The sequence below is a fragment of the Microbacterium sp. T3-8 genome (assembly GCF_055398145.1).
In genome coordinates this window covers 2,001,858-2,019,168 of record NZ_AP027918.1, presented here as the reverse complement: position 1 = coordinate 2,019,168, position 17,311 = coordinate 2,001,858, and the positions used below count along the sequence as shown (strand labels likewise).

Sequence of the window (17,311 nt, the reverse complement as noted above, 5' to 3'; positions counted from 1 at the left end):
GTGTGGATCGCATGACTTCCATCCCGCGCACTCCCACCGCCATCGACAAGGTCGCCGAGGACTGGGTCGACACTCTGGTCGAGCTGGCTCCGACGCTCGGCACCTACATCGGGCGCGACGAGGTCAACGACCGCTTCGGCGATCTGAGTCCGGCCGGCCACGAGGCGATCGCAGCGGCCACACGGCAGACGCTCGACGCGCTCACGGCCCTCGAGCCGGTCGACACGATCGACGAGGTCACGAAGGCCGACCTCAGCGCCGAGCTGCGTCTCGAGCTGGAACTGCACGAGGCGAATTGGCATCTGCGCGACCTCAACGTCATCGCTTCTCCGGCGCAGGACGTGCGTTCGGCTTTCGACCTCATGCCCACGGCATCCGCCGACGACTGGTCGGTGATCGCCACGCGCCTCGCCGCGGTGCCCGACGCGCTGCGCGGCTACACCGAGACACTGCGCGAGGGCATCGCGCGCGGAGTGACGCCGGCCCGCCGACAGGTCGTCGAGGTGGCGACCCAGATCGACCGGTACACGGCTGATGACGGCTTCTTCGCCGCTTTCGTGGCCGATGCCACGCCCGAGAGCGGCCAGCTTCCGGCATCCCTCGCGCGCACCCTGGCCGACAACTCGGCCGCCGCCCGCGTCGCATACGGCGAACTGCGACGGTTCCTCGCCGAGGAACTCGTGCCCGAGGCCACCGAGGTCGACGCGGTCGGTCGCGAGCTCTACGCGCTCAACTCGCGCCGATTCCTCGGAGCCACGATCGACCTCGACGAGACCTACGAGTGGGGACGCGAGGAACTCGCCCGGATGGTCGCCGAGCAGACGGCGATCGCGAACGAGATCCTGCCGGGATCCACCGTCGAAGAAGCCGTGGCGCATCTCGAGGCCGATACCGCGCGCAAGCTGGTCGGCACCGATGCGCTGCAGCGCTGGATGCAGGAGACGAGCGACCGCGCCGTCGCCGAACTCGCCGCCTCGCACTTCGACATCCCCGAGGCGATCCGCACGATCGAGTGCATGATCGCGCCGACCCAGGAGGGCGGGATCTACTACACGGGACCCACCGACGACTTCTCGCGCCCCGGACGCATGTGGTGGTCCGTTCCGGAGGGTGTGACGGAGTTCGACACCTGGCGCGAGCTCACCACCGTGTACCACGAGGGTGTGCCGGGGCATCACCTGCAGATCGCGCAGGCCGTCTACAACCGTTCCGAGCTCAACTCCTGGCGCCGTCTGCTCGCCGGCACCTCGGGTCACGCCGAGGGATGGGCGCTCTACGCCGAGCGCCTGATGGAGCAGCTCGGCTACCTCGACGACCCGGCCGACCGCCTGGGGATGCTCGATGGTCAGCGCATGCGTGCGGCACGTGTCGTGCTCGACATCGGCGTGCACCTCGGTAAGCCGCGTCTCGACGGAACGGGCGTGTGGGATGCCGACTACGCGCTCGAGTTCATGCGCCAGAACGTCAACATGTCCGACCAGTTCGTGCAGTTCGAGGTCAACAGGTACCTGGGCTGGCCGGGGCAGGCTCCGTCGTACAAGGTCGGACAGCGCATCTGGGAGCAGGTGCGCGAGGCCGTTCAGCAGCAGGAGGGCGAGGACTTCTCGTTCAAGGCATTCCACAAGCGTGCGTTGGACCTGGGCGGCGTCGGTCTCGACACCCTGCGTGGTGTGCTGCTTCCGCGATGACGGGAATGTCCGATGCTCCGGCGATGTTCATTCACCTGAATAGGAAGGCATGACATGAGCATCGAATTCGGACTGGACACGTTCGGCGACATCACCCGCGACGCCGAGGGCACCCTCCTCAGCGGCGCCCAGACGATCCGCAACGTCATCGCGCAGGCAGAGATGGCGGATGCCGTGGGCGTCGACTTCTTCGGGGTGGGGGAGCACCACCGCAAGGAGTTCGCGGTGTCGGCTCCCGAGATGGTGCTCTCGGCGATCGCCGCGCGCACCGAGAACATCCGCCTCGGCACGGCGGTCACGGTTCTGTCGTCCGACGACCCCGTGCGCGTGTTCGAGCGGTTCTCGACCCTCGATGCCGTGTCGAACGGTCGCGCGGAGGTCGTGCTCGGTCGCGGCTCGTTCATCGAGTCCTTCCCGCTGTTCGGTTTCGACCTCCGCGACTACGACGCACTGTTCGAGCAGAAGCTCGAGCTTTTCGTCGAGCTCCTGAAGGAGCAGCCGGTGACCTGGTCCGGGTCCATGCGCGCGTCGCTCGAGAACGCGGATGTGTTCCCGAAGACGGAGAAGGGTCTGCGGACCTGGGTGGGCGTGGGCGGCAGCCCGGAGTCCGTGGTGCGCGTCGCACGCCACGGACTCGGTCTCATGCTCGCCATCATCGGCGGTCCTGCCGCGCGATTCCGGCCGTTCGTCGATCTGTATCACCGCTCGGTCGACTCCTTCGGAACGACGAAGCACCCGATCGCCGTTCATTCGCCCGGCCACATCGCCGACACCGATGCGGAGGCATGGGACGCCGCGTACTCGGGCTTCGAGGCGATGAACAACACGATCGGCAAGGAACGCGGCTGGCCCGCATACAGCCGTGCCCGCTTCCAGAACGACATCGGGCCGGAGGGGGCGATCTACGCCGGTTCTCCCGACCGGGTGGCCGCGAAGATCGCAGACACGATCACCACCCTCGGGCTGGGCCGATTCGACCTGAAGTACGCCACCGGAACGCTCTCGCACGAGGCGATGATGCGCAGCATCGAGCTCTACGGCAGCGAGGTCATCCCGCGCGTGCGCGCTCTGCTCGACAAGCGCGCCTGATCGGGCCTGCGGGATCGGTACGGGGTCCGGTCCCGCAGGAATAGGCTTGTCCGATGGCAGACGTGCGTTTCGTGGCGATCGGGGACTCCTTCACCGAGGGGGTCGGCGATGTTCTTCCCGACGGCCGAGAGCGCGGGTGGGCCGACATCGCCGCCCAGGGATGGGCCGATGCGGCGGGGCATCCGATCCAGTACGCGAATCTCGCGATCCGCGGCAAACTCGCGTGGCCGATCGTCGAGCAGCAGCTCGAACCCGCTCTGGCGCTGCGTCCCACGCATCTGTCGTTCAACGGCGGCGGCAACGACATGCTCCGACCGCGCACCGACCTCGAGCACATCGCCGACGCGTTCAGCCGCGTTCTCCGCCGATGCGACGAGGAGGGCGTCACGATGATCCTGCTCTCCGGCGCGAACCCCAGTGGACAGCTTCCGATGGGGTCCCTGATCCAGCGCCGCGGAGATCAGCTCTCCGAGGCGGTGCTGCGACGCGTCGCCGATCGCCCCGACGTGGTGCGCGCCCTGAACTGGCCCGATCGGGAACTCGCGCAGAGCGCGTACTGGTCCGAGGACCGCCTGCACATGAATGCCGCGGGCCATCATCGGGTCGCAGCGCGCGTGCTGCATGCGCTGGGGTACGAACCGCCCGAGACCTGGTGGGCACCGAGCGAGCGCGGGGGAGCGGGACCGAGCGGGCTCGCCTACTACCGACAGCACGTCGGCCCCTGGGTCCGGCGTCGGGTCACGCGCACGTCGTCGGGCGATGGCCGGACCGCGAAGTACCCGGTGTGGACCGAGCGGACTCCGGGGTGACGAGCGACATCGAACTGCGCCGCATCCCCGGGGGTTCGATCGTGCTGCAGGATGCGCGCACGAAGACGCAGCGTCCGGTGGATCTCGAGCCCTTCGAGATCGGTGTCTACCCGGTGACCCAGGAGCAGATGGCCGAGGTCCTGGACGGGGCCGCTCCGCATCCCCGCCGACCGGCGACCGACATCAGCTGGCTGCGGGCCGTGCACTTCTGCAACGCGCTCTCGGAGTGGGAAGGGCTCGAGCACGCCTATCTGTTCGACGGGGAGGACGTCAGCTGGGACGTCTCGTCCGAGGGGTTCCGGCTGCCCACGGAGGCGGAGTGGGAGTTCGCGTGCCGGGCGGGGTCCGTCGGCCCCCACTACGCGCCGCTCGCGGATGCCGCCTGGACAGCCGCCGATGGCGTGACGACCCCGCAACCGGTCGGCGGCAAGATCCCGAACCTGTACGGCTTGTTCGACACCCTCGGCAACGTGTGGGAGTGGTGCTGGGACCTGCTCGACCCCGCACGCTACGACGAGTACCGCACGTTCCGCGGGGGCGGCTTCGCCGACGACGCCTGGAGTGTGCGCGCCTCGGTCCGCCGCGGGGGAGCCCCTCGGATGCATCACCCCGATGTGGGGATGCGCGTCGCGCGCGGCGGCTTCGATGGCGACGGAGCTGCGCAGGGCTGGTCCGACGCGGTCGACCGCGAGCGGGCGCTGCAGGACGGTACCTCGCCGTCGGGATGGACGCCACGAAAGCGGTGACGGGGACGGTTTTGGCCCCCATCCGCGCCGCGTGGGAGAGTGGGGGGATGCCTGCAGCGTTCTCTCTCATCGTCTCCCAGGGCCGCGTGGCGGACCGCACGGACGGCGCACTCGTGGGCGCACGTCGCGTCGGCGATGCACTGTCTACGCTGCTCCGGACCCCTGCGACGACGATCGGCACGTTGAGTCCCTCCCGCACCGACGACTGGAGCACGGCGCTTCCCGAAGCGAAGGACACGCTGCACGGCCTGCGCGACGCGGTCGCCGGCGCCATCGACGCCGGAACCGTACCGCTGCTCGCGACCAACACGTGCGCCGCGAGCCTCGGCACCCTCCCGACCGTCGCGGAGAGGCACCCGGATGCCGTCGCGCTCTGGATCGATGCGCACGGCGACTTCAACACGCCCGACACGACCGATTCCGGTTATCTCGGCGGCATGGTGCTCGCCGCGGCTTGCGGACTGTGGGACAGCGGACACGGCGCGGGGATCGACCCGACGCAGGTGATCGTCGTCGGCGGCCGTGACATCGATCCGGCCGAAGGCGAACTCCTCGCCGGCGCCGGAGTGCGCGTTCTCGCCCCCGCCGACAGCACGCCCGAGCGCGTTCTCGAGCTCATCGACGGCCGGCCCGTCTGGATCCACGTCGATTGGGACGTGCTCGAGCCGGGATACATCCCCGCTGCCTACCGAGTGGGGGAGGGCATGCTGCCGCACCAGATCGCGGCGATCTTCGCGGCGCTCCCCGCGGGCTCCGTCCGCGGGATCGAACTCGCCGAGTTCGAGGCCGGTGACGCCGAGGTACCCGAACACGTGAGCGTCGAGCTCATCCTCGAGACCGTCCTCCCGCTGCTCCGCGCAGTCTGAGGTCGACCGTTCAGAGGCGACGCGTCTAGCGGCGACGTCGCTCCGGGTCGAGTCCCATCCGGACCCGCGTGCGCTTGCGCTCGATCACGATGAACACGCACCCGATGATCCAGAGCGGGATCGGCGCGAGGAAGGCAATGCGGAACGCGTCGAGAGAGTAGGTCTCGGGCGTGCCCGCGCCCTGGAGGTCGAGCAGCAGTCCGATCAGGAAGATCGCGATGAGCGCGGCGATGAAACCTCCCGCGTTCGTGACGCCTGTGGCGGTGCTCAGTCGGTGCGAGGGGTTATGAGTGCGGGCGTGGTCGAAGGCAATCATCGACGCCGGGCCACCGGTCGCGAGAGCGATCGCGAGAGCGTAGAGCAACCAGATCGGTGCGGCCTCGGGCAATGCGATCACCGCGCACCACGCGATCAGTTGCAGTCCCACCGCGGGGAGCACGAGGGCGAGGGACCGATGGTTCGGGAGTCGGCGTGAGAGGTCTCCGATGATCGGACCGAAGATCATGCCGGCAACGACATATACGGATATGAGTCCCGCGGCATGTGCCGCCGTGAGACCTTGCGCGGCAGTGAGGAACGGCATTCCCCAGAGCAGGATGAACGCCGTACCCGCGAACGGAGTCGTGAAGTGCGACCAGAACGCGAGCCTCGTTCCCGGGTGCGCCCAAGCGGCGCGGATGCCGACACCGGTGTCGATCGCCGAGGTCACCACGCGCACCACTCCGGTGTCGGTGTTCACCGTCACATCGGTGTCCTGCTCGGCGGGGCGGTTGCGGATGACCAGAGCGACGAGGATCGTGAAGAGCACGCCCAGCCCGGCGATACTCCCGAATGTGATCGTCCAGCTCGTGGCGTGCAGGAGAGCGGCCAGAGGGACGAGCGCCACCAGTTGCCCCGCCTGTCCGATGATGCCCGTGAACTGCACCATCACGGGACCGCGTTGGGCGGGGAACCACACCGCGACCAATCGGAGCACCGCGGGGAAGACGGCCGCATCTCCGGCACCCAGCAGCACACGGGCGAAGATCGCGATGCCGATGCTGGGGGAGAAGGCCATCACCAACTGACCCGCCGCCATCAGGAACATCCCGATCGTGATGATCGGACGCGAGCCGTACCGGTCGAGCAGTACACCGATCGGGATCTGCATACCCCCGTACACCGCGAGCTGCACGACCGCGAAGAGCGCGAGGGTCGAGGCATCCGCCTGGAAACGATCGGCCGCGTCGACGCCGACGGCGCCCAACGACGTGCGGTTCGTGATGGCGACGACGTAGGCCGCGACGCCCACCGACCAGATCAGCCAGGCTCGCCACCCGGGGTTCGAGACGGGGGAGAGGGGAGCGTGCGTCACCCTTCCACGCTACTCGCGTCGCCGCGGCCTCGACGCAGACGACGGGGCCCGGCGCGCAATCGCTCGCCGGGCCCCGAGGATCTGGGTGCTCAGCCGGCGCAGAGCGTCGCGAGCACCTGCATGGACTCCTGAACATCGGAGGAGAGCGATGTCACCTCGGCGGCCGCAGACGCATCCTTGTCAACGAGGACGCGCTTGAGCAAGTCTCGGAGAGAGGCGAGATCGGTACGAAGCGCGGAGACCGCGTTCCCGACTTCCTGGTTACCGATGGACTCCGTAGCCGCCGCGAAGGCGTCAACGGTCTCCGTGATCTTCGTAACTGTGCCTTCCGGGTCAGCCATAGCGGCACTCATATCCAGCCCAGACAGCTCAGAAGCCACTCCAGAAACTTGAGTGCGCACGGATGCACACGCGTCCGCCACCGACTGTGCGAAGTCCCGCTCAACGGGAGCCGAACTCTCGTCGACGGTTGCCTGACCGCTTGAGGACTCGGCACCGGGCGCGCCCGAGCATCCGGTGATTCCGAGAAGCGCGACGACGGCGATAGTCCAGGCTGCGATCTGACGTTTCATCTTCTTCCCCCGTGGAATGAGCGGACGCATCGGCATACGAATGTGAACCGCGAGCCAGTCAACCACACACGTACGGCGCGCGTCCTTCTCCACGACGGGGAGAAGTCGCCATCCCTCGATCCTGGGTTGACCTGACATAATGTGCATTATCGGTTATAACGGAATCCGCTTCGCTAGGCTGATCCCCATGAACGGCGAACACGTGGAGATCGACTGGTCGGCGGCGCGCGAGGCCAATCGTGAGAACTGGGACGACCGCGTGCCGCTGCACGCGGTGTCGTACGAGCGCGAGTCGTTCGACGACCCCGAGCACCTCAGCGATGTCATCCGCCACGACGTCACGGTGCTCGAACGTTTCCTGCCCGCACGATCCATCGTCGGGCTCGACGTGTGCCACCTGCAGTGCCACATCGGCACCGACACCGTTTCGCTGGCGCGCGCCGGTGCGCGACGAGTCACCGGCGTCGACTTCTCGGCGCCGGCCCTGGAGACCGCACGAGCCTTCGCCGAGGAGCACGGCGTCGACGCCGAGTGGGTCGAAACCGACGTGCTCGATGCCCGGGCCGCGGTCTCCGGTGACTTCGATGTCGTCTACACGAGCATCGGGACGATCTGCTGGCTCTCCGATCTGGACCGTTGGGCCCAGCAGATCCATGAGCTGTTGCGCCCCGGCGGGACGTTCTTCATCCGCGACGGGCATCCTGCGCTGTACGCGCTCGACGAGGACGCGGAGACGCTCACCGCGCGCTATCGGTACTTCGGCGACGGGACGGCGCAGGTCTGGGACGACGCGAGCACCTACGCAGGTGACGGCACCGTGTCGCACACGCGCACCTACGAGTGGCCGCACTCGCTCGCTGAGATCCTGGGCGCCCTTCTCGGTGCGGGCCTGCGCATCGTGCACGTCGATGAAGGCCGCACACTCCCCTGGCGATTCAGCCCGCGGATGGTGGAGGTGCCCGGAGGATACGCATGGCCGGAAGCCCAGCGCGATCTGCTCCCCTGCACCTACACGATCATCGCTCGACGGGACTGATATATCGGTTCCGCTTGTCGGGGATCACACCCCGACGTAGGCCGCGAGATGCTCGCCGGTGAGCGTCGAGCGTTCTGCCACGAGATCCGCGGGCGTGCCTTCGAACACCACACGGCCGCCGTCGTGCCCGGCGCCGGGACCGATGTCGAGGATCCAGTCCGCGTGAGCCATCACCGCCTGGTGGTGCTCGATCACGATCACGGTCTTGCCCGACTCGACGAGACGGTCGAGGAGCCCGAGGATCTTCTGCACATCAGCGAGGTGGAGACCGGTCGTCGGCTCATCGAGCACGTAGACGTCGCCCTTCTCCCCCATCTGGATCGCCAGCTTGATGCGCTGACGCTCACCGCCGGACAGGGTCGAGAGCGGCTGTCCGAGCGAGAGATACCCGAGACCGACGTCGTCCAGCCGGCCGAGGATCGCCGTCACCGCGGGGATCTTGGCGTCACCCTCCGAGAAGAACACCCGCGCTTCGGACACCGGCAGGTCGAGCACCTCGGTGATGTCCTTGCCCGCCAGTTTGTACTCGAGAACCGCGGCCTGGAAGCGCTTTCCCCCGCAGTCCTCGCACGGTGTCTCGATCGTGTCCATGAAGCCGAGCTCGGTGATGATGACACCGGCGCCCTTGCAGGTCGGGCACGCACCTTCGGAGTTCGCGCTGAACAGCGCCGGCTTGACGCCATTGGCCTTCGCGAACGCCTTGCGGATCGGCTCGAGCAGCCCGGTGTAGGTGGCGGGATTGCTCCGACGCGAACCCTTGATCGCACCCTGGTCGATCGCCACGACTCCATCGAGTTTCGAGACGGAGCCGTGGATCAGTGAGCTCTTCCCGGAGCCGGCGACACCCGTGACGACCGTCAGGATGCCCGTGGGGATATCGACGTCCACGTTCTGGAGGTTGTTCGCGGTCGCACCGCGCACCTCGATCGCCCCGTCCGCCGCGCGCACCGCGTCCTTGAGCACGGCGCGGTCGTCGAGGTGCTCCCCCGTACGCGTCCCGCTGCTCTTGAGCCCGTCGACCGTGCCCTGGAAGCAGATCTCGCCGCCGGCGCTGCCCGCGCCCGGGCCGAGATCGACGACGTGGTCGGCGATCACGATCGTCTCGGGCTTGTGCTCGACCACGAGCACAGTGTTGCCCTTGTCGCGCAGTTTGAGTAGCAGGCCGTTCATCCGCTGGATGTCGTGCGGATGCAGGCCGATCGTCGGCTCGTCGAACACGTAGGTCACGTCGGTCAGCGACGAGCCGAGGTGGCGGAGCATCTTGATGCGCTGCGCCTCTCCCCCGGACAGCGTGCCCGACGGGCGCTCCAGACTCAGATACCCGAGCCCGAGGGTGACGAAGGCGTCGAGGTTCGCGCTCAGGGCTTCGAGCAGCGGTCCCGCGCCCTGGAGGTCGAGCCCGCGCACCCATCCAGCGAGATCCGTGACCTGCATGCGGCAGGCATCCGCGATGCTGATGCCGTCGATCTTCGACGACCGCGCCCCCTCCGTCAGACGGGTCCCATCGCATTCCGGGCACTCCGCGAAGGTGGCGACCCTCTCGACGAACGCACGGACGTGCGGCTGCAGGGCATCGAGGTCCTTCGACAGCATCGACTTGGTGATCTTCGGGATCAGTCCCTCGTAGGTCATGTTGATCCCGGCGATCTTGACCTTCGTCACCTCTCCGTAGAGGAACAGCTGGCGCTGCTTCTCGGAGAACTGGGCGATGGGCTTGTCACCGGGATAGAACCCGGACTGCGAGAACCCCTTCACCATCCAGCCGTCCGCCGTGTACCCCGGCACCATGATGGCGCCCTCGTCGAGGGACTTGGACTCGTCGACGATCTGCGCGAGGTCGAGGTCGGACACCGCTCCCCTGCCCTCGCACCGCGGGCACATGCCACCGAGGTAGATCGCGTCCTTCACGATCTTCTTCTCACCGCCGGGGCCGGTCATCACCCCGCTCGCGCGCTGCGTGGGGATGTTGAAGGAGAAGGCGGTCGGTCCGCCGATGTAGGGGGTGCCGAGCTTGCTGAAGAGGATGCGCAGCATCGCGTTCGCATCGGTCACGGTGCCCACCGTCGAGCGCGGGTTCGCCCCCAGACGCTCCTGATCGACGATGATCGCCGTCGTCAGACCTTCGAGCACATCGACGTCCGGCCGTGGAACCGAGGGCATGAACCCCTGGACGAAGGCACTGTAGGTCTCGTCGATCATCCGGCGGGACTCCGCGGCGATGGTGTCGAAGACGAGCGAGCTCTTGCCCGATCCCGAAACGCCGGTGAAGACGCTCAGCCGTCTTTTCGGGATGTCGACGCTGACGTCCTTGAGGTTGTTCTCACGTGCACCCTGAACGCGGATGAGGTCGTGGCTGTCAGCGGGGTGGTCGACGGTGGTCATCGGCATCCTTCGGAGACGAGGCTGATCTCTCAGCCGGCTTGGTTGATACGGAGCAGGTTGCCCGAGGGGTCGCGGAAGGCGCAGTCGCGCACGCCGTACGGCTGATCCATCGGCTCCTGCACGACGTCGGCGCCGCTCTCGACGAGCCGCTCGAAGAGGGCGTCGAGGTCGTCGCTGGCGAGCGTGAGCGCCCCGTAGCTGCCCTTCGCGATGAGCTCGAGCACCGTGCGGCGCTCGTCGTCGGTCAGACCGGGGTCGGTCGCCGGCGGGTGGAGCACGATCGAGGTCTCCGGCTGGTTCGCGGGACCGACGGTGAGCCAGCGCATGCCGTCGTATCCGACGTCGTTGCGCACCTCGAAGCCGAGGGCGTCGCGATAGAAGGCGAGAGCCGCGTCGGCGTCTGTGTGCGGGAGGAAGGCGTAGTGGATGCTGATCTTCATGGTGTTCACGCTAGGTGGGCGTCGCGGGGCGGCGCTTCTCGATTCCTGATCGGCCGGGTGACCTGCTTGGCCTGGAAGACGGGGATCCCGTCGACGTGGGCGGCGCGTTCACGGTACACGCTGGGTGGGACACCCACCAGCTCCGTGAAACGACTGCTGAACGTGCCCAGCGACGAGCAGCCGACTTCGAAGCACACCTCGGTGACCGAACGGTCCCCGCGCCGGAGCAGAGCCATCGCCCGCTCGATCCGGCGCGTCATGAGATACGAGTACGGAGACTCGCCGTAGGTCTCCCGGAACCGGCGGCTGAGGTGCCCGACAGACAGGTGCACCCCGGCAGCGAGAGCCTCCACGTCGAGAAGCTTCGCGTAGTCGCGGTCGATGCGGTCCCGCACCTTACGCATCGACACCAGCTCGCGCAGGCGAGCATCCACGTCGGGAGTCACGTGTAGATCCTGCCATGACGCCCCGCATCGGCGCATGACCCTGCGCGACGTCCCCTCACGAGATGAGCCCCACGGCGAGGATGGACGGCGCTACTCTGAGGTCATCCACACAGGATTCTCTCAGAAAGGGTCCCCCATGTCCGCACCACTCTCCGAAGCGAAATCGCTGTTCAAGTCGATCCGCATCACGCTCGCCGTCTCGGGCGTCCTCGCCCTCATCGCCGGCATCGTGCTGCTGGTCTGGCCCGTGAAGTCCGCCGTCGTCGTCACGGCGATCTTCGCCGCCTACCTCGTCGTCGCGGGTCTCGTCTACATCGGCCTCGGCATCTTCTCGGGCGCCCGCGGCGGCTGGTCGCGCGTCGGGCACATCCTCCTCGGCCTGCTCTACATCGTCGCCGGCATCATCGCCTTCGCGAACCTCGGCGCGGCCGCGGCTGCTCTCGCCTTCGTCGTCGTCATCTTCATCGGCATCAGCTGGATCGTCGACGGCGTGGTGGCCCTGAGCCTGCTCGGTCAGGACGGCTCGCGCGTGTGGACCCTCCTGTACGCGCTCCTCAGCATCGTGGCCGGGATCATCGTGCTGTTCTCGCCGCTCGTGGCCGGGTTCGCTTTCTGGCTGATCCTCGGCATCTCGCTCGTCGCGCTCGGCATCGTGCAGATCGTCCGGGCCATCACGCTCGGAAAGGACGCCAAGGAGTTCACGGCCGCCGTCCAGGAGGACGCCGCGCACTGACATCCGCACTGCAGATCGGCCCCGTGCTCCGAGGTGGAGCACGGGGCCGATTCGCGTGCGGGTGCTACTCGGCGACGAACGCGCTCACGTCGCCGACGAGGCGGGTGTTGTCGGCGGGGACGGGATCGACGGCCGCCTGAGCGACCTCGGCCGCGAACTCCGAGACGTTGTAGAGCTTGCCCGCGGATTCGCGACGCTCGGCGATCGCTCCGGGGTTCGCACGCTCGAGCAGCGTCGCCGTGATCGTGCCCTCGATCATGTCGCCGGAGACGACCGTGAAGCCGATGCCCTTCTCGGCGAGGCCGGGAATGAGCTCGCGCAGCGCATCCTCGCCGGCGCGCTTCGACAGAGCGACCGGCTCGTACTCGGGCATGGTCGGGGTGGTACGGATGAAGTGCGCCTGGTGGCTCGTCACGAAGACCACGCGCGCGCCCTCGCCCAGGAGCGGTTCGGCTGCGCGGAGCACGTTGAGCTGCGCGTCGCGGTTGAGCGCGAGGGCGTAGTCCTCGGCCATGCCGGATTCCATGCCGCCGGAGGCGTTCAGCACGAGCACGTCGAGACGACCGTATTCGTTGGTGACGGCGTCGAACATCGCCGCGACCGACGCGGGGTCGGTCAGGTCGGCACCGACGACGAGCGCGCGGCGTCCGAGCTCGCGCAGCTCACCGGCGAGCTTCTCGGCGCGCGGGGCCTTGTTGCGGAAGTTGATGACGACATCCGCCCCGGCCTCCGCCAGGTAGCGCACGGTGTCGGCGCCGATCCCCCGCGACGAGCCGGTGACAAGGGCGACCTTGCCGTCGAGAGATCCTGCGGGAAGAACAGCGGTCACGGTGACTCCTCATGGTGCGTGAAACGCCGCGATGACGCGGCAACTCAGACTATCAACAGCGCCCCGCGCCGCCCGATACGGCGTCGGGCCCCGTGATAGGTTGACCGCTAAGGAGGCCGCATGGACACCGTCTCGACTTTCGTACAGTTCATCGACCAATGGGCCTGGATCGGCTGGCTGGTCCTGATCGCCGCGTTCCTCGTGATCGAGATGCTCACGCTCGATTTCACGTTCCTGATGCTCAGCTTCGGCAGCGCCATCGGTCTGCTCACCGATCTGGTCGGCATCCCGGTCTGGGCGCAGGTGATCGTCGCCGCGGCAGCCGCGGCGCTGTTCATCCTCTTCCTGCGACCGCCGCTTCTCCGGCGGCTGCGGCGCGGCGAGGATCCGACCAAGTCGAACGTCGATGCTCTCCTCGACCTCCGGGGAACCGCACTCCACGACATCACGCAGATCTCCGGACAGGTCAAGCTCAGCAACGGCGACACCTGGACCGCTCGCTCCGCCACGCCCGTACCGATCCCCCAGGGATCGCCGATCGCCGTGACGGCGATCAACGGCGCCACCGCCATCGTCCGTCCCGTCAACGACTAGGAGACTCCGTGAACGACGCCTCGTTCATCCCCACCGCGATCCTCTGGATCCTCGCGATCGCGGTCATCATCTTCGTGGTGGTGACCGTCGCGCGTTCCATCCGCATCATTCCGCAGGCCACGGCCGGGGTCGTGGAACGGCTCGGCCGTTATCACAAGACCCTCACCCCCGGTCTGAACATCCTGGTGCCGTTCATCGACCGACTGCGCCCCCTGATCGACATGCGCGAGCAGGTCGTCTCTTTCCCGCCCCAGCCCGTGATCACCGAGGACAACCTGGTCGTCTCCATCGACACCGTCGTCTACTTCCAGGTGACGGATGCCCGGGCCGCGACCTACGAGATCGCGAACTACCTCGGCGCCGTCGAGCAGCTCACGACCACGACGCTCCGTAACGTCGTCGGTGGACTCAACCTCGAAGAGGCGCTCACGAGCCGCGACAACATCAACGGTCAGCTGCGCGTCGTCCTCGACGAGGCGACCGGCAAGTGGGGCATCCGCGTGGGCCGCGTCGAGCTGAAGGCGATCGATCCGCCCATCTCGATCCAGGACTCGATGGAGAAGCAGATGCGCGCCGAGCGTGACCGTCGCGCCGCGATCCTCACCGCTGAGGGAACGAAGCAGTCCGCGATCCTCGAGGCCGAAGGTGCACGTCAGGCCGAGATCCTCCGCGCGGAGGGCGACAAGCAGGCCGCGGTCCTGCGAGCGCAGGGTGAGGCGGAGGCGATTCAGAACGTCTTCACGGCGATCCACCAGGGCGCCCCCGACGACAAGCTGCTCGCCTACCAGTACCTGCAGATGCTGCCGAAGATCAGCGAAGGTCAGTCCAACAAGCTGTGGATCATCCCGAGCGAACTCACGGAAGCACTCAAGGGCATCGGCAGTGCGTTCACGCCGAAGCCCGGTCAGGCACCGACTCCCCCGCCGGGCGTGTGACGCACCCGTACTTCGCGAAGGCACGGCATCCCCGAGTCCTCGCCCACCGTGGTCTCGTGACCGCGGCGGGCGAGGACTCGGGCGTCTGGGAGAACACCGCCGCAGCCTTCGCCGCTGCGCACGCCGCCGGGGTGGAGTACGTCGAGACCGACTGCCAGGTAACGGCCGACGGCGACGTGGTGCTCTTCCACGACGCGACCCTCGAGCGGTTGACCGGCGGCGACCGCCGAGCAGTCCGGGAGGTGCGCACCCGCGACCTCGTCCGTCTCTTCGCCGATCACGGCGGCCTCCTCACGGTCGCCGAGGCCCTAGACCTGTTCCCGACCGTGCGCTTCAACATCGACGTGAAGACCGCCGCCGCGGCGGAGCCCCTCGGGCCTATCCTCGCCGATCACACGCATCGGACCCTCGTGACGAGCTTTTCCGATGCCCACCGGCGCGCGACCGTCGCCGCCGTCCTCCGCGCGGGCGCCGCGCTTCGCCCCGCGACATCGGGGGGAAGCCGAACCATCGCGACGGTGCGCGCGCTGTCCGTCCTGCGCCTCTCCCCCGCACGGGTGCTCCGCGACATCGACGCCCTGCAAATCCCCGAGCGGCAAGGGCCGTTGACCGTGCTCACTCCCGCGCTGCTCCGCGCCGCGCATGCTCGGGGCGTCGAGGTGCATGTGTGGACCGTGAACGATGCCGCGGAGATGAACCGACTCATCGCCCTCGGCGTCGATGGGATCGTCTCGGATCGCGCCGACCTCGCCCTCGACACGCTGTCGCCCTCATAACCTCCCGCGCTGGGATTCCGCTGTGAATAACGCCGAGTTTCCAGGGACGTGGATGAAGCGCACAGGCTGGAGCGTTATACCTGACAGCGACGAGAGGACCACACAATGGCAGATCGCAGCCTGCGCGGCATCCGACTCGGCGCCCAGAGCCTACAGAGCGAAGAGGGCGTCGTTTTCATGGAGCGCCGTGAGACCACCTATACCTGTGACACATGCGGCCACGTCACGAACCTGATGTTCGCGGCCGACGCCGAGCCGCCCCAGACCTGGGAATGCCGCTCCTGCGGTGCCGACGCCCGACTCAACGTCGACGGCCAGGCCGTGACGCTCGAGGCGACCGACGAAAAGGCCGCCCGCACCCACTGGGACATGCTGCTGGAGCGCCGCACGCGCGCCGAGCTCGAAGAACTGCTCGAGGAGCGCCTCGCCTTCATCCGCGCGCGCCGCGGGGCCGGTGAAGACCCGACGCGGGAGAAGATCGGGGCCTAAGCCCGACGAGCGCGCCACCACCCGAGAACGAGCGCGCCCAGCCCACCCCAGAGCAGGATCTGCTGCAGCCAGGGACCCAGCACCACACCCGCCGTGAGGCCGGAGCGGAGCTCGACGTTTTCGAGCATCGCCCCGGCCTCATCTGCGTCCAGGCTCGTGATCGTCGACCCGTCCGGACGGATGATCTGGCTCGTACCCACCGTCGAGACGTTGACGACGCTGCGCCCGGTCTCGATCGCCCGCATCCGCGCGAACGCGAGCTGCTGCAGATTCTCGGCGGTCCCCCGGAAGTCCGCGTTGTTGGTCTGGAACACGAGGACCTCGGCGCCGCCCGTCACGCTCTCGTGAATGACGTCGTCGTAGATGACGTCGAAGCAGATCGCGAGACCGATGAGGGCGCCGTCGATGTCCATGAGCGGCGGGTTGATCCCCGGGGTGTACTCGCGGCCGATGAGGCCGATCAGATCGGGGGCCAGGGCGTAGTAGAAGTCGCGGTCGGGAACGTACTCGCCGAAGGGCACCGGATGCCGCTTGTCGTGGATCTGTTCTGCTCCCCCGGCATCCGTCCACAGCATCGACGTGTTCCAGTAGAGGTCGTTGCGGGCGGTCGCGGCGTTCGCGAGCACCGGCGCGTCGATCCGGGTCGAGACCAGCGTCAGCTGACGCGCGAGCGTCTCGTTCTGGAAGGGGTCGGTGTCGAGGCTGCCCTCCGGCCAGACGAGGAGGTCGACGTCTTCGCCGTAGAGGGGCTCGGTGGCTTCGGTCTGCGCGCGGACCACGGCGAAGGGCGTGCGCTCGTCGAAGTACCCGGTCGGACCGTTTCCCTGCACGGCGGCGATGCGCATCTCGCCCGCGGGGGCGGTCGGGAACTGCGGCGTCGCGAGCAGCACGACCGCGAGGACAGCGGGCACGAGCAGCGGCATCGGGCGCCGCCACAGCCTCAGCCGCACCGCCTCGATCAGCATCGCCACGGCGAGAACCATCAGGAACCCGAGACCGCCGACGCCGAGCCACGACGACACCGGAGCGAGCGGGCTCTCGGCCTGACTCATCCCGATCCGTGCCCAGGGGAAGCCGCCATAGGGCCAGGAGCCGACGAAGACCTCCCGGTCGACCCAGAGGGCCGCGACGACGACCGGGAGCACCAGCATCCGCCCCCAGGCGCCGGGAAGCGCGCGAGGGATCCACCGGTAGGCGAGGGCGATCGGGATGAGGGCGAGAGCCGTCAGGCCGCCCTCGAGGACGCTGAGAGCAGCCCAGGGAACCGGGCCCAGATACCTCGAGGTCCACGACACGAGAAGAGCGAAGAACAGGATGCCGTAGACCAGGCCGACAAGCAGCGCTCCGCCCGCGCGGCGGCCGATCAACGCCAGCAGCAGCAGCGCGGTCGCCGGGAACGCGAGAACCCAGATCGCGGCCGCCGGGTAGGCGAGATTCATGAGCAGCGCCGCGGCGGCGGCCGCGATCGACGCCGCCCACAACGGCAGGAGCGGGCGCGGTCGAATCGTGCGTTCAGCCATGTTCACC

At 68.0% G+C, this 17,311-nt stretch carries 18 protein-coding genes; 11 read left to right on the top strand and 7 right to left on the bottom strand.

Annotated elements, in window-relative coordinates; translation table 11 throughout:
- The first annotated feature begins 11 nt into the window (after window positions 1-11).
- The 5 genes from ACZ5Y9_RS09585 to ACZ5Y9_RS09565 are packed head-to-tail and all read left to right on the top strand — an operon-like array spanning window position 12 to window position 5,198.
- Window positions 12-1,688, top strand: coding sequence for a DUF885 domain-containing protein (locus tag ACZ5Y9_RS09585; RefSeq protein WP_464471217.1), 1,677 nt, complete (start codon window positions 12-14; stop codon window positions 1,686-1,688).
- A gap of 54 nt (window positions 1,689-1,742) precedes the next feature.
- Entirely contained in the window at window positions 1,743-2,777 is a 1,035-nt protein-coding gene (locus ACZ5Y9_RS09580) for an LLM class flavin-dependent oxidoreductase (RefSeq protein ID WP_247632215.1), read from the top strand.
- 53 nt (window positions 2,778-2,830) lie between these two features.
- Window positions 2,831-3,586, top strand: a complete 756-nt coding sequence (locus ACZ5Y9_RS09575; RefSeq protein WP_247622479.1) for an SGNH/GDSL hydrolase family protein — start codon at window positions 2,831-2,833, stop codon at window positions 3,584-3,586.
- Entirely contained in the window at window positions 3,583-4,332 is a 750-nt protein-coding gene (locus tag ACZ5Y9_RS09570; RefSeq protein ID WP_464471216.1) for a formylglycine-generating enzyme family protein, read from the top strand. Before ACZ5Y9_RS09575 ends, ACZ5Y9_RS09570 begins: the two co-directional genes overlap by 4 nt.
- A gap of 47 nt (window positions 4,333-4,379) precedes the next feature.
- Window positions 4,380-5,198, top strand: a complete 819-nt coding sequence (locus ACZ5Y9_RS09565; protein ID WP_464471215.1) for an arginase family protein — start codon at window positions 4,380-4,382, stop codon at window positions 5,196-5,198.
- A gap of 25 nt (window positions 5,199-5,223) precedes the next feature.
- Here the strand turns inward: ACZ5Y9_RS09565 and ACZ5Y9_RS09560 are convergent, their stop codons facing one another.
- Together ACZ5Y9_RS09560 and ACZ5Y9_RS09555 are read right to left on the bottom strand one after the other, a co-directional pair.
- The gene (locus tag ACZ5Y9_RS09560; RefSeq protein ID WP_464471214.1) at window positions 5,224-6,552 is read right to left on the bottom strand and encodes an MFS transporter; all 1,329 of its coding nucleotides are present in this window, start codon (window positions 6,550-6,552) and stop codon (window positions 5,224-5,226) included.
- An 89-nt stretch (window positions 6,553-6,641) separates the two neighbouring features.
- Window positions 6,642-7,124, bottom strand: a complete 483-nt coding sequence (locus ACZ5Y9_RS09555) for a hypothetical protein (RefSeq protein ID WP_464471213.1) — start codon at window positions 7,122-7,124, stop codon at window positions 6,642-6,644.
- A gap of 187 nt (window positions 7,125-7,311) precedes the next feature.
- Here ACZ5Y9_RS09555 and ACZ5Y9_RS09550 point away from each other — a divergent pair, with 187 nt between their 5' ends.
- Entirely contained in the window at window positions 7,312-8,160 is an 849-nt protein-coding gene (locus tag ACZ5Y9_RS09550; protein ID WP_464471212.1) for a class I SAM-dependent methyltransferase, read from the top strand.
- A gap of 24 nt (window positions 8,161-8,184) precedes the next feature.
- Here ACZ5Y9_RS09550 and ACZ5Y9_RS09545 read toward each other — a convergent pair whose 3' ends face one another.
- From ACZ5Y9_RS09545 to ACZ5Y9_RS09535, 3 genes are read right to left on the bottom strand one after another with little or no spacing between them, the layout of a single operon-like run.
- Window positions 8,185-10,542, bottom strand: coding sequence for an ATP-binding cassette domain-containing protein (locus ACZ5Y9_RS09545; RefSeq protein WP_464471211.1), 2,358 nt, complete (start codon window positions 10,540-10,542; stop codon window positions 8,185-8,187).
- A 29-nt stretch (window positions 10,543-10,571) separates the two neighbouring features.
- Window positions 10,572-10,982, bottom strand: coding sequence for a VOC family protein (locus ACZ5Y9_RS09540; protein WP_247622486.1), 411 nt, complete (start codon window positions 10,980-10,982; stop codon window positions 10,572-10,574).
- Window positions 10,983-10,987: 5 nt separating this feature from the next.
- Complete coding sequence (locus ACZ5Y9_RS09535; RefSeq protein WP_464471210.1) at window positions 10,988-11,464, bottom strand: helix-turn-helix transcriptional regulator; 477 nt, start codon at window positions 11,462-11,464, stop codon at window positions 10,988-10,990.
- Between the two features lie 100 nt (window positions 11,465-11,564).
- Between ACZ5Y9_RS09535 and ACZ5Y9_RS09530 the strand changes: the two genes are divergently transcribed.
- Complete coding sequence (locus ACZ5Y9_RS09530) at window positions 11,565-12,161, top strand: HdeD family acid-resistance protein (RefSeq protein ID WP_247622488.1); 597 nt, start codon at window positions 11,565-11,567, stop codon at window positions 12,159-12,161.
- Window positions 12,162-12,225: 64 nt separating this feature from the next.
- Here the strand turns inward: ACZ5Y9_RS09530 and ACZ5Y9_RS09525 are convergent, their stop codons facing one another.
- Complete coding sequence (locus ACZ5Y9_RS09525) at window positions 12,226-12,990, bottom strand: SDR family oxidoreductase (RefSeq protein WP_247622489.1); 765 nt, start codon at window positions 12,988-12,990, stop codon at window positions 12,226-12,228.
- Window positions 12,991-13,110: 120 nt separating this feature from the next.
- Between ACZ5Y9_RS09525 and ACZ5Y9_RS09520 the strand changes: the two genes are divergently transcribed.
- The 4 genes from ACZ5Y9_RS09520 to ACZ5Y9_RS09505 all read left to right on the top strand — a co-directional run bounded on the left by ACZ5Y9_RS09520 (window position 13,111) and on the right by ACZ5Y9_RS09505 (window position 15,784).
- Complete coding sequence (locus tag ACZ5Y9_RS09520; protein WP_247622490.1) at window positions 13,111-13,584, top strand: NfeD family protein; 474 nt, start codon at window positions 13,111-13,113, stop codon at window positions 13,582-13,584.
- Window positions 13,585-13,592: 8 nt separating this feature from the next.
- On the top strand, window positions 13,593-14,519 hold the full coding sequence (locus ACZ5Y9_RS09515; RefSeq protein WP_247622491.1) for an SPFH domain-containing protein: 927 nt from the start codon (window positions 13,593-13,595) through the stop codon (window positions 14,517-14,519).
- Complete coding sequence (locus ACZ5Y9_RS09510) at window positions 14,516-15,295, top strand: glycerophosphodiester phosphodiesterase family protein (RefSeq protein ID WP_247622492.1); 780 nt, start codon at window positions 14,516-14,518, stop codon at window positions 15,293-15,295. Before ACZ5Y9_RS09515 ends, ACZ5Y9_RS09510 begins: the two co-directional genes overlap by 4 nt.
- Before the next feature lie 105 nt (window positions 15,296-15,400).
- Window positions 15,401-15,784 carry an RNA polymerase-binding protein RbpA gene (locus tag ACZ5Y9_RS09505; RefSeq protein WP_247622493.1) on the top strand — a complete coding sequence of 128 codons (384 nt, stop codon included), beginning with the start codon at window positions 15,401-15,403 and terminating at the stop codon, window positions 15,782-15,784.
- On the opposite strand, the gene lnt is transcribed toward ACZ5Y9_RS09505, so the two are convergent.
- Window positions 15,781-17,304, bottom strand: a complete 1,524-nt coding sequence (gene lnt / locus ACZ5Y9_RS09500; protein ID WP_464471209.1) for an apolipoprotein N-acyltransferase — start codon at window positions 17,302-17,304, stop codon at window positions 15,781-15,783. The genes ACZ5Y9_RS09505 and lnt overlap by 4 nt on opposite strands.
- Window positions 17,305-17,311 lie beyond the last annotated feature (7 nt).